Origin of the sequence: Stagnimonas aquatica (assembly GCF_003730135.1) — a bacterium.
Classification (GTDB): Bacteria; Pseudomonadota; Gammaproteobacteria; order Nevskiales; family Nevskiaceae; genus Stagnimonas; species Stagnimonas aquatica.
This window is the reverse complement of sequence record NZ_RJVO01000007.1, coordinates 95953-109970: the sequence shown is the minus strand read 5'-3', so window position 1 is coordinate 109970 and position 14018 is coordinate 95953. Positions and strand designations below refer to the sequence as shown.

Genomic DNA, 14018 nt, shown 5'->3' with positions numbered 1-14018 from the left:
CGATGCGCTTACCGACGGCCGTGGTCAGCGGCGGCACTGGCGCCATCGGCGGAGAAATCTGCCGGCAGCTGCGGACCGCAGGTTTCGACGTGCTGGCCATCGGGCACCCCGCCGAAGCCGCGCGCCTGCCCGAGTTGCAGGCGCGGCTTGGGCCGGAGATCGCCATCCGTTTCTGCGACCTCGCCGACCCCGAGGCCTGTGCCGCGCTGCTGGCCGGTCTGCCGACGCCATTCGAGATTGTCGACGTGCTGGTGAACGCCGCCGGCATCACCCGCGATGCCCGCTTCGTGAAAATGAGCCTGAGACAATGGCGCGAGGTGATGGCCGCCAATCTCGACGCCGCCTTCCACTTAAGCCAGCCGCTGTTCACCGCCATGTGCGCGCGCGGCTACGGCCGTATCGTCAACATCTCCTCGGTGAACGGCCAGAAAGGCCAGTTCGGCCAGGCCAACTATTCGGCGGCGAAAGCGGCGCTGCACGGTTTCACCATGGCCCTGGCGCAGGAAGGGGCGGCACAGGGTGTGACCGTCAACACCGTCTCACCGGGCTATATCGAGACGCCGATGACCGCCGCCATCAAGCCCGAGGCGCTGGCCAAGATCCGCGCGCAGATCCCGCTCGGTCGACTGGGGCTGCCGGCGGAGATCGCAAGGGTGGTGTGCTTTCTCTGCGACGCCCAGTCGGCCTACATCACCGGCGCCAACATCCCGGTGAATGGCGGCTTGTATATGTCGGCGTGAAAGCCCGTGAATAAATCGACTGCGCTGTCCTGCTGCGCCCCTGGCCCAAGCCGGGGCGGTAACGCCAGCGCCGGCGCAAGTGCCATGCGGTGCTCGCAGTCCTCAGGCACGTCGGTGCGCTGCGGTTGCTGTGCGGCTGTTCCTTGCAGCAGGCCGTGCTCGCTGGGATTTCTTCACGGGCTTTGGGCTCAGTGAACCCGGCCACGCGCAAGGCGCAGCTGCTGGCGGTGCTGGCGGCGGCGCTGGGCTATTTCGTCGATCTCTACGACATCGTGCTGTTCGGCGTCGTTAGGGTCGCCTCGCTGCGTGAGCTGGGTCTGGACGGCGCGGCCAATACCGACTGGGGCATCGCCCTGCTCAACCTGCAGATGAGCGGCATGCTTATCGGCGGGGTGTTCTGGGGTTGGTTCGGCGACCGCTACGGCCGCCGGCAGGCGCTGATCGCCACCATCGCGCTGTACTCGCTGGCCAATATCGCCAATGCCTACGTCAGCAGTGTCGAGCAGTACGCGCTGCTGCGGCTGCTGGCCGGCATCGGCCTGGCCGGCGAGCTGGGCGCCGGCATCACCCTGATCTCCGAATCCCTGCCACGCCGGCTGCGTGGCTATGGCACCACGCTGATCTCCTTCCTGGGCCTGGTCGGCGCCCTGGCTGCCTCCTACGCCGGCCAGTGGCTGCCCTGGCGCACCGCCTACCTGCTGGGCGGCGGCGCCGGCCTGCTGGTGCTGCTGCTGCGCCTGCAGGTGCTCTCCGAGTCGCCGCTGTTCCTGCGCGAGCGGGGCCTGCCGGGCGTCCGGGGCGGCGAGGGTTTGCGGCGCCTGCTTGGGAGCCGCAGGTTGCGGCGGCGCTTCCTGGCGGTGACCTGGATCGGCGTGCCGATCTGGTACGCCTCGGCACTGTTCGTGAACTTCGCGCCGGAGTACGGCAAGGCCCTGGGCCACGCGCAGCCCTTGCTGGTCGGCGAGGCGCTGCGCTGGCAGGCGCTGGGTCTGGCCCTGGGCAGCGGCTGCTCCGGCCTGGTCAGCGAATGGCTGCGCTCGCGGCGGCGGGTGCTGGCGGTGGCGCTGCTGGCACTGCTGGCGCTGAGCCTGGGCCTGATGCGCAGCGACGGTCCCGAGCGGTACTGCCAGCTGCTGTTCCTGATCGGACTCGCCCAGGGCTACTGGACGGTCTTCGTGACCCTGGCAGCCGAGCAGTTCGGCACCAACCTGCGCGCCACGGTGACCACCATCGTGCCCAACCTGGTGCGCGCCGCCACGGTGCCGGTGACGCTGGGGGTGAAGCTGCTCTGGCCCTTGCTTGGCCTGGTCAGCGCCACGCTGGTAATCGGTGGCCTGGTTTTCGCTCTGGCGCTGCTGGCCTTGCGGCGGTTGCCGGAGAGCTATGGCCGCGACCTCGACTACCGGGATTAGTGCCGCGCCGGGTGGTCTTTGCGCTGTGGCAGGCAGCGTGAAAAATAGTGGTTGCGTTTCGGTATCGGCCGCGTATAATTCGCGGCCTCCGCAAGGGGCTATAGCTCAGCTGGGAGAGCGCTTGCATGGCATGCAAGAGGTCGTCGGTTCGATCCCGACTAGCTCCACCAAATTTTTTTGGTTTCCCGTTTTTTGGCTTCGCAAGGCTGCATTGAGCGACCATGAAACGGGCGAGATCAGTCCAGCACTGATGACATGCAGTACGCCTCGTTCCCATCGTCTAGAGGCCTAGGACACGTCCCTTTCACGGATGTAACCGGGGTTCGAATCCCCGTGGGAACGCCACTGCATACTGCCGCCGCCCGAAGCCCGCCAGTGCGGGCTTTTCTGTTTCTGGCGCCCGGCCCCGGCGGCACCGGCCTGCACGCCAAGACAAGACTCATCTCGCACTTGCGCGCGCAAGCGGCGACAATCGCAGGATTGCCGTTGTAGCGCCGCGCATGGACGGCGCGCACCGGCGCCGGAATACCAGGGAGCAGGTATGCGGAGGAGAAATGATTCAGGCCGGCACACAACGGCCCTGGTGGCCTGCGGGCTGCTGCTGTTGGCCGTGGTCGCCGCCCCCAGGGCTGGCGCGCAGGCGGCCGAGACCGTGGCCGGGCCGGCCAATCTGCTGCAGGTGATCAACGACGCGCTGCTCGCCAGCCCGCAACTGCAATCGGCGCGTGCCGAGTACGCGGCGGCCAAGCAGCTGCTGCCCGAGACCCGCGCGCGGCTGTATCCGCAGCTCTCGCTGTTCGGCACCGCCGACTGGGTGCGCGACTCGGTGGAAGGCGACTACTACGGTCTGGTCAACTTCGACCGCAGCGACACCTATCCGCGCTTTGCCTACGGCGCCACCCTGCGGCAGTCGCTGTACAGCGGCCCCTTGCGCAGCGCGCTCGACCAGTCCGAGCAGCGGGTGGCGCGCGCCAAGGCCGAGGCCGAGCGCAAGCAGGAAGCCCTGCTGCTCAACGTCGCCGACGCCTACTTCGCACTGCTGGCGGTGAAGGACCGCGAGCGCATCGCCGGCATCAAGCTGCGCACCCTGCGCCAGCAGGCCGAGCAGGTGGCCGGCCGCGCCGCCGCCGGTCTCGCGCTCGATGCCGAGCTGAAGACCGCCCAGGCCGGCGCCGAGCTGGCCTCGGCCGAGCAGCTGAGCGCGCAGACCCAGGTGGAAGCAGCCTTCGCGCTGCTGGAATCGCTGACCGGCAAGGCCTACCGGGAGCTGCTGCCGCTGGCCGCCAATGCCAGCCTCAAGCGGCCGCAACCCGACGAGATGTCGGTCTGGACCGAGCGCGCTGCGCAGCAGAACCTCGGCGTCGCCGTGCGTGTGCTGGAGCTGGAAATCGCCAAGCTCGAAGCCGAGCGCCTGCGCCGTGGCCGCTGGCCGCAGCTGGATCTGGTTGGCAGCGTCTACGAGATCGACAACGGCGGCGGCATCAGCGGCGAGCGCGACGAGAGCGACCAGCGCATCGGCCTGGCCGCGACCCTGCCGCTGTACACCGGTGGTCGCCTCAGCGCCGAGATCGAACGCGGCGTACAGCAGGTCAAACGCGCCGAGGCCGACCTCGCCAGTGCCCGCGCCCAGGCCGAGCGCGAGGCCAAGGTCGCCTGGCTCAATCTCAGCGCCGGTACGCAGCGCCTGCTGGCCCTGCAAAAGGCGGTCAGTGCCGCCCGCGCCGCCGAGGAGGCCAACCGCGCCGGCTTCGAGGTGGGCACCCGCACCAATGCCGAGGTGCTCGACGCCATCGAGCAGCTCGCCGAGGCGGAAACCAATCTCAGCGGCGCCCGCTACAAGTTCATCATCGACAGCCTGCACCTGAAGAGCGCCGCCGGCGCGCTTCTCAACGCCGATCTCGCCCAGGTCAACCGCCTGCTGCGTGCCGAGCCGGCTGCCGCCACGCCCTGAGCATCCCGCCGCCGACTCCGGTATGAGCGCTCATCCCCGCCGTCGCTTCGCGCCCGGCAGCCTGCGCCCGCAGCCACGGCGCCCGGGCTGGCTCGCGTTTGCGCCCGGTCGCGAGCAGGCGCCGCTGGCGCTGACGCCGCCAGAGCGCGAACTCGCCGAGCTGTTCGACGGCCAGCGCTCCGGCGCCGAGATACTCGACGCCGCCCGCGCGCGCGGGCTGGACATCGACGCCGAGAGCCTGGAGCGCTACGCCGCCGAACTGGCGATGGCTGGCCTGCTGGAGCCGGGCCGCGACGAGCCCCTGCCGTCGCCGCCGATCAGCGATGTGCGCGGCAGTGCCTACGGCAGCCAGGCGATCCCGCCCTCGACCATGCCCGGCTCGCTGGCCGGGCCGGGCCTGATGGGCAGCCTGCTGCGCCTGGTCACCGACCGCTCGACGCTGCGCTACAAGCCCTACCGGGCGGTGTCGGCGCAGCCCTGGACCCGCCTCGGCGCGCCGCTGATCGCGCCGCTGTCCAGCCCGCCGGCGTTGCTGGTCTCGGTCGTGCTGTTCCTGCTGCTGCTGTATGGACTGTGGCGGCACCGGCTGGCGGTACTATCCGACCTCGCCCACCTGAGCGGCCCCGGCATGCTGGCGCTGAACATGCTGCTGGGCTGGACTCTGGTGCACCTGGCGACGGTCTCGGCGCGCGCCGCCGCGATCAGCCGCTACGCCGGCCTGGAGCCGAAGCTGGGTCTGATCCGTGGCCTGTTCGGTCAGCCGATGCTCTATGTCGACAGCCGTGGCCCGGCCGAAGCCGGCGACCGCGCCACCCGCACCCGCATCGTCGGCGCCGGCCTGTCCGCGCCCATGGTGCTGGTGACGCTGGCGGCGCTGACCTGGTTCCTGAGCCGTGGCAGCGCCACCGCGCTCAGCCCCTACAGTCTGGGGATCGGCTTCATCGCTCTGTTCGGTCTGCTGCTGCGCGCCAATCCGCTGCTGCGGCTCGACGGCTACTTCCTGCTCGCGCAATGGCTGGGCATTCCCAATCTGCGCGAACAGGCCTTCACCGCCAGCAAGCAGCGGCGCGGCACCGGCTGGTCGCCGGCGCAGCGCAGCCTGCCCAAGCCGCTGCTCTACCTGTTCCGCTTTCTCGCCACCGGCAACCTGCTGCTGTTGCTGGGCCTGATGCTGATTCCGCTGCAAGCTCTGACCGCGCGCTACGGCGCGCTCGGTCTCGTTCCGTTGATGGTGGTCTTGGGGGTAATCGTGACGCAGTCCTTCCGCAATGCGCGCTCCGGCGCCAGCAACCTCAATCTCGGCCAGTTGCAGCCGCCGCCCTGGTGGCAGCGCTCACGGCGCTTCTGGGCGATCTGCATCGCCCTGCTGGTGCTGGCCTGCCTGCCGTACCGCTATCACCCCAGTGGCGACTTCCTGGTGCTGCCGGGCGACCGCGCCGATGTGCGCGCGCTCACCGCCGGCGATGTCCGCGAGGTGCTGGTGCAGGAGGGCGAGACGGTGAAGGCTGGCCAGGTGCTGGCCCGCATTGCCGCCGACGAGCCGCGCGCCCAGGTCGCCTCCAACGAAGCGCGGCTGGCGCAGTTGCGCGCCGATCTGTCGCTGGCGGGGAAGGGCGGCAAGCTGGAAGAGGTCGAGGTCGCCCGCAGCGCGCTCGATACCGCCAGCAAGCGCGCCGAGGTATCGGCCGCGCAGGCGCAGCGGGTGCAGGAGGCCTTCCGCCGCAAATCGGTGACCGCCCAGGAATACGACCGCGCGCGCGGCCAGGCCGATGTCGACCGCAAGGCGCTGGAGGAAGCGCGCCGGCGCCTGGAGCTGGTGAAGAGCCCGGCGGTCTCCGACCGCATCGCCGCCATCGAGGCGCAGATCCGTGACGTGCAGGCGCAACTGGTCTACCACCGCCAGCAGCTCGCCTACACCGAGGTGAAGGCACCGATTGCCGGCGTGGTGGTGTCCGGCTCGCTGCAATTCGCGCGCGGCCAGTTTCTCAACCGGGGCGACCTGCTGGCGGTGATCGAGGACAGCCAGCAGCGCCTGGCCGAGGTACGCATCTCCGAATCCGCCATCGGCGAGATCGCCCCGGGCAAAGAGGCAAGGGCGCGGGTCTGGGCGTTTCCGGCGTCGAGCTTCGTCGGCGAGGTGCGGCGCATCGCGCCGGCCGCCGAGGACGGCCCCTACGGCAAGGTAGTGCGGGTGCAGGTGGCGCTGGACGATCCCGAACGCCGCCTGCTGCCGGGCATGACCGGCAACGCCAAGCTGCAGGGCGACTGGCACCCGGCCATCGTGGTGTTCAGCCGCGCGCTGCTGCGCTTCCTGTTCGTCGAGCTGTGGTCGTGGATTCCGTAAGGGGGGCCGTCTGGTGTTGATGGCCGCGCGGGATCGCCATTCAGCGCTCTCCAGTTCCCTCCCCCCTGGTGGGGGAGGGCTAGGGAGAGGGGGTGCTTCTCTTCTTTGCAGGCTTGACTCGGATTGCGAGCCTAGGCGCTCCAGCCCACCGCCCCCTCTCCCGACGCTACGCGCCACCCTCCCCCGCGAGGGGGGAGGGGAAGAAGTTGTGGGCCTGCGCGCATGAGCGGCCTGCGCTTCGATGACTTCCGCCTCACCTGCCGCAACGGCTTCGGCGACGGCTGGAACCACTATGCCCACAGCATGGCGGTGTTCCGGGGCCGGGTGTACGTCGGCACCATGCGCGGCAGCTTCGCGGCGCTGAAGATCGGCGCCCCGGCGCCGGACCTCAAACCCTGGCCCATCGACAGTCCCGCCGACCTCTACAGCATCGACCGCCGCGCCGAGATCTGGGAGTACACGCCGGAAACCGAGACCTGGCTGCGGGTCTATCGCTCGCCGGAGGTGGTCGGCGTCAACGGCCGCGCCGGCATCCCCAGCTACATCGGCTATCGCGGCATGACCGTGTTCCAGGGCGCCAGCGATAGCGCGCCCTGCCTCTACGTCTCCACCTGGTCGCCGCATCTGGCGCACTCGCCGGACGTGCTGCGCAGCGAGGACGGCCGTCATTTCGCGCCGGTGGTGCGCCCGCCGTTCGGCCCGTCGGTGCGCGCCTGCCGCACCATCCAGCCCTTCGATGGCCGCGTGCACCTGAGCCCCACCGCCTCCGGCACCGCCAAGGGTTTCGTGCAGGACATCGGCTCCGAGGCGGTGATCTACGCCAGCGACGATCTCGCCCAAGGCGGCTGGACGCCGAGCAATCCCGAGGGCTTCGGCAACCCCGACAACGCCACCATCTTCGAGATGGCGGTCTACGACGGCCATCTCTACGGCGGCACGGTCAACGCCGCCACCGGCGGCGAGCTGTGGAAGACCCGTGGCGGTCAGCCGCCCTACACCTGGACCAAGGTCTTCGACCGTGGCGCCGGCCGTGGCCTGCACAACGAAGTGATCGGCGCCATGTGCGAGTTCAAGGGCGCGCTCTATGTCGGCTGCGGGATCATCAACGGCGGCTACCACCGTGCGCACCGCATCGGCCCGGCCGCCGCCGAGCTGCTGCGGGTCTGGCCGGACGACAGCTACGAGGTGATCGTCGGCGAGTCGCGGATCACCGAGCAGGGCGCGAAGGTGCCGCTGTCCGGCTACTCGGCCGGCTTCGACAACCTGTTCAACGGCTACATCTGGCGCATGGCCGTGCATGAGGACCACCTCTACGCCGGGACCATGTCCTGGGCCAGCCTCTTGCCCTATCTGCCGCTGCACCGCTGGCCGGCGACGGTGGCCGGATTGGTGCGCCACTGGGGTCTGGAGCGGCTCAGCGAGCGGGGCGGCTGCCAGCTCTGGCGCAGCGCCGACGGTGTGCACTGGCAGCCGGTGACGCGCGACGGCTTCGGCAACAAGTTCAACTGGGGCATCCGCACTTTCGGCTCGACGCCGCAGGGTCTGTTCGTCGGCACCGCCAATCCCTTCGGCCCCCGGGTGGCGGTGCAGCGCAACGGCGCCTGGGAATACCGCGACAACCCGCGCGGCGGCTGCGAGGTCTGGCTGGGCCAGAATCCGCCGGGAGCGGCGACATGAGCACGCCCGCGCCGCCGCCCCCACCCGCGCCTCTGTTCATCCTGGCCGCGCCGTTCTCCGGCGCGAGCTGGCTGGCCGGCGTGCTGGGCCGGCATCCGGGCCTGTACGCGCTGCCGCAGGTGTTTCCCGGCATGGCCGAGGAGGTCGGCGAACTGCTGGAGCTTTTCGCGCTCAGCCAGCTCAGTCATGGCGATGGCCTGCGCCGCAGCGTCGCTCAGCTTGCTTTCGGCGGCCAGGGCGCGGTGCAGATCGCCGCTGCCGACGCCTGGCTACAGGCGCGGCGCGGCTGGAGCACGACGGAGTTGATCGACTGGCTGGCTGCACAGGTGGCGCCGCGCCGCCTAGTCATCCCTGATGCGGAAATGCCGCTGCGTCCGCATGAGCTGCAGGGCTTTCGCGACCGCCTGCCGCAGGCGCGCTGGCTGCATCTGGTCCGTCATCCCTGGAGCCAGGGCTGCCTGCACGCCGCCTGGCTGCGCGAGCAGCTGTTCGTGCCGGTGGACTTCCGCGACCACGCGCAGACGCCACCGCTGCCCGAGCCGCAACTGCCCTGGCTGCGCAGCAACCAGAACCTGTTGCAGGCGGCTGCCGACTGGCCAGAGTCGCAGTGGCGGCGACTGCACAGCGAGGCTTTCGACACCGACTTCGCCGGCAGCCTGGGCGGACTCTGCGACTGGCTGGAACTGCCGCTGGCGCGCGCCGATCTCGAGGCCATGGCGCGGCCGGCCGAGTGGCTGTATGCGCAGACGCCGGAGGGCTCGGTACGCGGCGGGCTGGAGGCCGAGGTCTGGGCCGACTTTGCGCCCGAACTGGAGGCGCTGGCGGCGCAGCCCCGCCTCGATGCGCCGCTGCCCTGGCGGCGCGACCGCCAGGGCTTTGCGCCCGAGGTGCTCGCGCTGGCAAAACGCCTGGGCTATTGCTGAGTTCTCGCGGCGCTGGTGCGGAGTTTGCGCGAGGCACCCGCAGGAACTGCAACAGAGTTTCGTCAGACTTACCCGATGACCCAACAGCGCCGACGTGAATTGCTCAAGGCCGCCGCCGCTCTCGCCCTGGGCGGTGGTCTCTCCGCCTGTGGCGAGTCCAGTCCCGCCGAGACCGGCGTGGGCGGCGAGGGTGGGGCCGAACTGGAGGTGATCCCGCGCGCGCAACCGCAGGCGCTCAGTCTGCCGGCGCTGGGCAGCGGCGATGCGGCGGCGGTGTTTCCCGCCTCGCTGGCCAGCGGCGATCCCAGCTCCAGCGGCGCGGTGCTGTGGACGCGGCTGAATCCGCAGCAGTTGCAGCCCGGTGTCGATCTGCTCTGGCAGATCGCCGAGGACGAGGCCTTTACCCGGCCGGTGGTGGCGGGCAGCCATTCGCTCGCGGCACTCGATCCGCGCCACGACGGCTGCATCAAGCTCGACACCGACGGGCTGTTGCAGTCCAACCGTTACTACTACTACCGCTTCGCCTACGCCGGCACCTCCAGCCGGGTCGGGCGCCTGCGCACCCTGCCGCGCGAGGACGAGGCAGTGGAGCGCCTGAAGCTGCTGGTCACCTGCTGCCAGGACTACACCTTCGCCTACTTCCACGCCTTCGCCGAAATGGCCACCGTGGAGGCCGACTACCTGCTGCACCTGGGCGACTTCATCTACGAGAGCGCGATCGCGCCGCTGCGGCGGCTGCCACTGCCCTCCGGCGCCAGCTATGCCAGCAGCCGCGAGGATCTGCTCACCATCTACCGCGCCCATCGCAGCGACGCCGACCTGCGCGCGGCGCTGGAACGCCACACCCTGCTCGCGACCTTCGACGACCACGAGTTCGCCAACGATCTCTACTTCGACGGCAGCCGGCCGCGCGGCCCCGACCATCCGCTGGACGAAGACCCGGTGGCGATGAGCGCCTATGTCCGCGAGGCGCTCGATGTCTGGTACCGCTACCTGCCGGTGCGGGTGCGCTACCGGCCCAAGGCGGCGTTCCCGGAGGTGATGCAGATCGAACGCAGCTTCCGCTTCGGCCGCCTCGCCGAACTCGCGCTCACCGAGTTGCGCATGCAGCGCAGCCCGCATCCCTGCGGCGAAGGTAACTTTGGCCAGCGGCAACTGGTGCCGGAGAGCGGCTGCGAGGCGCGCCAGGACTCCGGTCGCACGCTGCTGGGCGGCGCGCAGAAGCGCTGGCTGCTCGACACGCTCAAAGGCAGCGACGCGCAGTGGCGGGTGCTGGGCCTGCCGATTCCGTTCTCGCCGATCCGCGCGCTCACGCAGCCACCGCTGCTCTACGAGGTCGATCACTGGGACGGCACCACCGCCGAGCGCGCCGAGCTGCTGTCGGCCTTGAACGGCCTGCCGAATCTGGTGGTGCTGGCCGGCGATATGCACGCCTTCGCCGCCGCCACCCTTCGTGACGGCTATCCCGACGGGCCGGCGGTGGGCGTCGAGTTCACCAGCAGTTGCGCCGCCGCCACGCCCATTGCCAGTCCGATCAATCTGCCGGCGACCTTGTTCCTGCAAAGCCCGAGCATCGTGCAGAACAATCCGCACTTCGCGCTCTGGGACGGCACCCGCAACGGCTGGCTGGAGGTGGAGTTCACGCCCGCCGCCTGCACGGTGACGATGCGCGCGATGCTGGCGCAGTTGCCGTTCGCCAATGCCTCCACCGAGCTGGCGCGCTTCGCGGTTGCCGCCGGCAGCACCGAGTTGCGGCGGCTCTGAACGCGGGCAAACGCACGGCGGCGCAAACCTTTCCTGGCCTTGCGCCATCGGAGGCTGGAACCCGCCACCGGCCGTCGCCATGAAAAAAGTCCTGCTTGCCTTCGCCGCCACCATGACCCTGCTCAGCGTGCTCGCCTGGGCCGGCGCCAGCCAGGTCGAGTTCCACCGCCTGGCCGGCGAGTTGGTTGTGCATGTCGATCACCGCCCGGTGCAGGTCGGCTCCGGCAAACCGGCCAGCGTCGAGCGCACGCTGCCGGCCTTCGAGCGCATCGCGCTGCGCTCGGCGGAGAACGTCGAGGTGCGAGTCGGTGGCAAGCACAGCGTGAAAGTGAGCGGCGACGACAATCTGCTGGAGCTGGTCGAAACCCGCGTCGAGGGCGACACCCTGGTGATCGAATCGCGCGGCTCCTACCGCACCAAGACGCCGTTGGTGGTCGAGGTGCAACTGCCCCGCCTGCGTCACTTCGCGCTCGACGGCAGCGCCGACGCCCGCCTCAGCGGCATCCGTGGCGAGCGCCTGGGCGTGGAGCTGAACGGCAGCGGCGACATCGAGGCCAGCGGCGAGGTGGATGAGCTGGAGGTCGAGGTCAACGGCTCTGGCGACGCCGACCTCGGCAGCCTGCGGGCCAAGCACGTCGAGGCCGAGCTCAATGGCAGTGGCGACATCGACGTCGCTGCCAGCGAGGAACTGCGCGCCGAGATCAACGGCAGCGGCGACATCCGCTATCGCGGCTCGCCGGCCAAGCTGCGCAGCGAGGTCAATGGCAGCGGCGATGTCGAGGCGGTGCGCTGAGCACCGCCCTCCCGGCCTGCGGCTACTGCGCTTCCAGCAAGCGCAGCTTCTCGCCGATGAACACCTCGTGCGGCACGTACAGGAGTTCGGCCATGCGCCGCAGTAGCGCTTCCTCATAGGCGTCGAGGCGGCCGTCGGCATAGGCCACCTGCCAGAGCGCCTGCATCAGCCCGGCTTTCTGTTCGTGGCTGAACGCATCGTTGATCCGCTTCACGGTGTCGTAGAGCGAGGTGGCGGCATCGACCCGGCGACCGGCTTCGGCGATCAGGCCGTCGAGTTCGGCGCCGCTCAGCGCATAGGCCTGCGCCAGGTGCTCGCGCACCACGGCCAGTTCGGCGTCCTGCACCTTCAGATCCGAGCGGGCGATCTCGATCAGCAGTTGCGCGACCACCAGGGCGGCGGATTGCGCGGTATGGGCGGATGCGGCACCGCTGGCTGGGCCGAACAGGCGGCTGAGGATGGATTTCATGCCGGGATTTTAATGGGCTTCCCGTGGCTACCGCCGCAGATGCGAGAAGCGATGCGCGCGAGCAAGAGTACTTTTGGTTTAACTACGGGTATCCCCGCTGCCTCCCCTACGAAGTAGGGGAGGTGGCTCGAAGAGCCGGAGGGGTCTGTGCCGTCGACGGGAACCCCTCTGTCGCTACGCGACATCTCCCCTACTTCGTAGGAGAGACAGCGTCGGGTGAGGGTGTAGGAACTTCAATCGAAATTGCCCTAGCGCGCGCCGTAACCACCATCCACCGGCAGCAGATGGCCGTGGATGTAGCGCGCTTCGTCCGAGCACAGCCAGACCACCGCCTGCGCGACTTCCTCGGCGGTGCCGGCGCGGCCGGCGGGATGCAGGGCGAGCGCGGCGGTCACTTGCTCAGGGCTGCGTTCGATGAAGCGCGCGCCCATGCCGGCGTCGATCAGGCCTGGGCACACGGCGTTGATGCGCAGGCCCTGGGCCGCGTAGCTGAGCGCGGCGCTGCGGGTGAGGCCGGCCAGCGCGTGCTTGCTGGCGGTGTAGGCGGCGCTGGTGCTGCCGCCCAGGCCGAACACCGAGGCGTTGTTGACGATGCAGCCGCCGCCCTGTTCGAGCATCCAGCGGATCTCGTACTTCATCAGCAGGAAGTTGCCGGTGACGTTGGTGCGGATCACCCGCTCCCAGTCGGCCTCCTCGGTGTCGGCCAGCGCGGTGCGCAGGGCGCTGGCGCCGGCGTTGTTGAAGGCCGCGTCGAGCCGGCCCCAGCGGCCGCGCAGTTCGGCGAGCAGGGCCTGCACCTGCGCCGAGTCGCCGATGTCGGTGACCAGGTGCAGGGCCTCGCCGCCGGCCGCGCGCACTGCTTCGGCACTGGCCTCTGCGCGCGCGCCGTCGAGGTCGCAGAGGGCGACGCGATAGCCACGGCGGGCGAACTGCAGACAGGCGGCCAGCCCGATGCCGCCGCCGCCGCCGGTGACCAGCGCAACGGGTTTGGATGAGGAAGAGGTCATCGCGGCAGCTTAGGGCCTGTAGTCGCGAACCGGTTAGTGCCTCTGGAAGAACAGCACGATCTGCCGCGAGGCATTGAAGCGACTGGTGTTCTGGCCGAGCAGGCCGGGCAGCAGGGTGCGGCCGCCGGCCCACTGGTGACCGACGCCGCCGAGGCCGCACCAGCTCAGCTCGATGCCGCCCGGGCAGCCCTGCACCGTGGCGCAGGAGGTATCGCCGTCCTGCCAGGTCTGCTTCTGCTCCTTGCCGCAGCCGGCGCGCTGGCCGAGCTGGCTGACGATGCTCAGCAGCCCCGGCCGGTAGTTGCCCTCGAACTCGCCGCCGTCGAAGGGGATGCGCGGATCGGCGCGGCCCTGGATCAGGTAGGCGGAGATCGGCTGCGGCGATTTGCAGCCCTCGAACATCGGCCCGCCGGAGACCGGCGCGATGGCCTTGAACAGGCCCGGCGCCTCGCAGGCGACGCGGTAGAGCATCATCGCGCCGTTGGAAAAGCCGGTGCCGTAGACGCGCTTGCGGTCGATGCCGTCGCGCTGGGCGATGTCGTCCACCACCGCCTTCAGGAAGCCGACATCGTCGATGTTCTTCTTCATCGGCGTGGCGCAGCAGCTGCCGGCGTTCCAGGCCTTCATCACCCCGTCCGGATAGGCGACCACGAAGCCGGCGGCGAGCGCGGGGTCGTCGAGGCCGCTGATGTCCTGCATGTTCTTGCCGCTGCCCCAGCCGCCGTGCAGTGCGACGATCAGCGGGCGCGGCTGGCTGGCCTTGCCCGGCGGCAGGACCAGGCGGTAGCTGCGCTCGCCCAGTTCGCGTTCGAGGACGGTTCCGGCGGTGGTCTCGGCGGCGCCGGCGCTGGGCAGCGCGCCACGGTCGAAACAGGCGCTGGCGAGCAGGGCGCCGAGTAGCAGCAGGCTGTGCAGCCGTAGACGGGTCATGGTGGGTT

Annotated in this window: 11 protein-coding genes and 2 tRNA genes; 10 read left to right on the top strand and 3 right to left on the bottom strand. The window is 69.9% G+C overall.

The window, feature by feature from the left end; translation table 11 throughout:
* Positions 1 to 2: 2 nt before the first annotated feature.
* The 10 genes from ED208_RS14040 to ED208_RS13995 all read left to right on the top strand — a co-directional run bounded on the left by ED208_RS14040 (position 3) and on the right by ED208_RS13995 (position 11604).
* Positions 3 to 740 carry a 3-oxoacyl-ACP reductase gene (locus ED208_RS14040; protein ID WP_123212552.1) on the top strand — a complete coding sequence of 246 codons (738 nt, stop codon included), beginning with the start codon at positions 3 to 5 and terminating at the stop codon, positions 738 to 740.
* Between the two features lie 191 nt (positions 741 to 931).
* Positions 932 to 2152 carry an MFS transporter gene (locus tag ED208_RS14035; RefSeq protein WP_158608569.1) on the top strand — a complete coding sequence of 407 codons (1221 nt, stop codon included), beginning with the start codon at positions 932 to 934 and terminating at the stop codon, positions 2150 to 2152.
* A 94-nt stretch (positions 2153 to 2246) separates the two neighbouring features.
* Positions 2247 to 2322, top strand: a tRNA-Ala gene (locus ED208_RS14030).
* Positions 2323 to 2421: 99 nt separating this feature from the next.
* Positions 2422 to 2497: transfer RNA gene (locus ED208_RS14025), tRNA-Glu, on the top strand.
* Between the two features lie 238 nt (positions 2498 to 2735).
* The gene (locus ED208_RS14020) at positions 2736 to 4103 is read left to right on the top strand and encodes a TolC family outer membrane protein (protein WP_158608568.1); all 1368 of its coding nucleotides are present in this window, start codon (positions 2736 to 2738) and stop codon (positions 4101 to 4103) included.
* A gap of 22 nt (positions 4104 to 4125) precedes the next feature.
* Positions 4126 to 6447 carry an HlyD family efflux transporter periplasmic adaptor subunit gene (locus tag ED208_RS14015; protein ID WP_123212549.1) on the top strand — a complete coding sequence of 774 codons (2322 nt, stop codon included), beginning with the start codon at positions 4126 to 4128 and terminating at the stop codon, positions 6445 to 6447.
* A 222-nt stretch (positions 6448 to 6669) separates the two neighbouring features.
* Positions 6670 to 8124 carry a hypothetical protein gene (locus ED208_RS14010; RefSeq protein ID WP_123212548.1) on the top strand — a complete coding sequence of 485 codons (1455 nt, stop codon included), beginning with the start codon at positions 6670 to 6672 and terminating at the stop codon, positions 8122 to 8124.
* A complete protein-coding gene (locus ED208_RS14005) occupies positions 8121 to 9047 on the top strand; it encodes a sulfotransferase (protein WP_123212547.1) in 927 nt (308 codons plus the stop codon). Before ED208_RS14010 ends, ED208_RS14005 begins: the two co-directional genes overlap by 4 nt.
* Before the next feature lie 75 nt (positions 9048 to 9122).
* The gene (locus tag ED208_RS14000) at positions 9123 to 10811 is read left to right on the top strand and encodes an alkaline phosphatase D family protein (RefSeq protein WP_123212546.1); all 1689 of its coding nucleotides are present in this window, start codon (positions 9123 to 9125) and stop codon (positions 10809 to 10811) included.
* 79 nt (positions 10812 to 10890) lie between these two features.
* Entirely contained in the window at positions 10891 to 11604 is a 714-nt protein-coding gene (locus tag ED208_RS13995; RefSeq protein ID WP_158608567.1) for a head GIN domain-containing protein, read from the top strand.
* A 22-nt stretch (positions 11605 to 11626) separates the two neighbouring features.
* Here ED208_RS13995 and ED208_RS13990 read toward each other — a convergent pair whose 3' ends face one another.
* From ED208_RS13990 to ED208_RS13980, 3 genes are all read right to left on the bottom strand, one after another.
* On the bottom strand, positions 11627 to 12073 hold the full coding sequence (locus ED208_RS13990; RefSeq protein ID WP_123212544.1) for a tellurite resistance TerB family protein: 447 nt from the start codon (positions 12071 to 12073) through the stop codon (positions 11627 to 11629).
* A gap of 248 nt (positions 12074 to 12321) precedes the next feature.
* Positions 12322 to 13080, bottom strand: coding sequence for an SDR family oxidoreductase (locus ED208_RS13985; protein WP_123212543.1), 759 nt, complete (start codon positions 13078 to 13080; stop codon positions 12322 to 12324).
* A gap of 33 nt (positions 13081 to 13113) precedes the next feature.
* The gene (locus ED208_RS13980) at positions 13114 to 14010 is read right to left on the bottom strand and encodes a CE1 family esterase (protein WP_158608566.1); all 897 of its coding nucleotides are present in this window, start codon (positions 14008 to 14010) and stop codon (positions 13114 to 13116) included.
* Between the last annotated feature and the right edge of the window lie 8 nt (positions 14011 to 14018).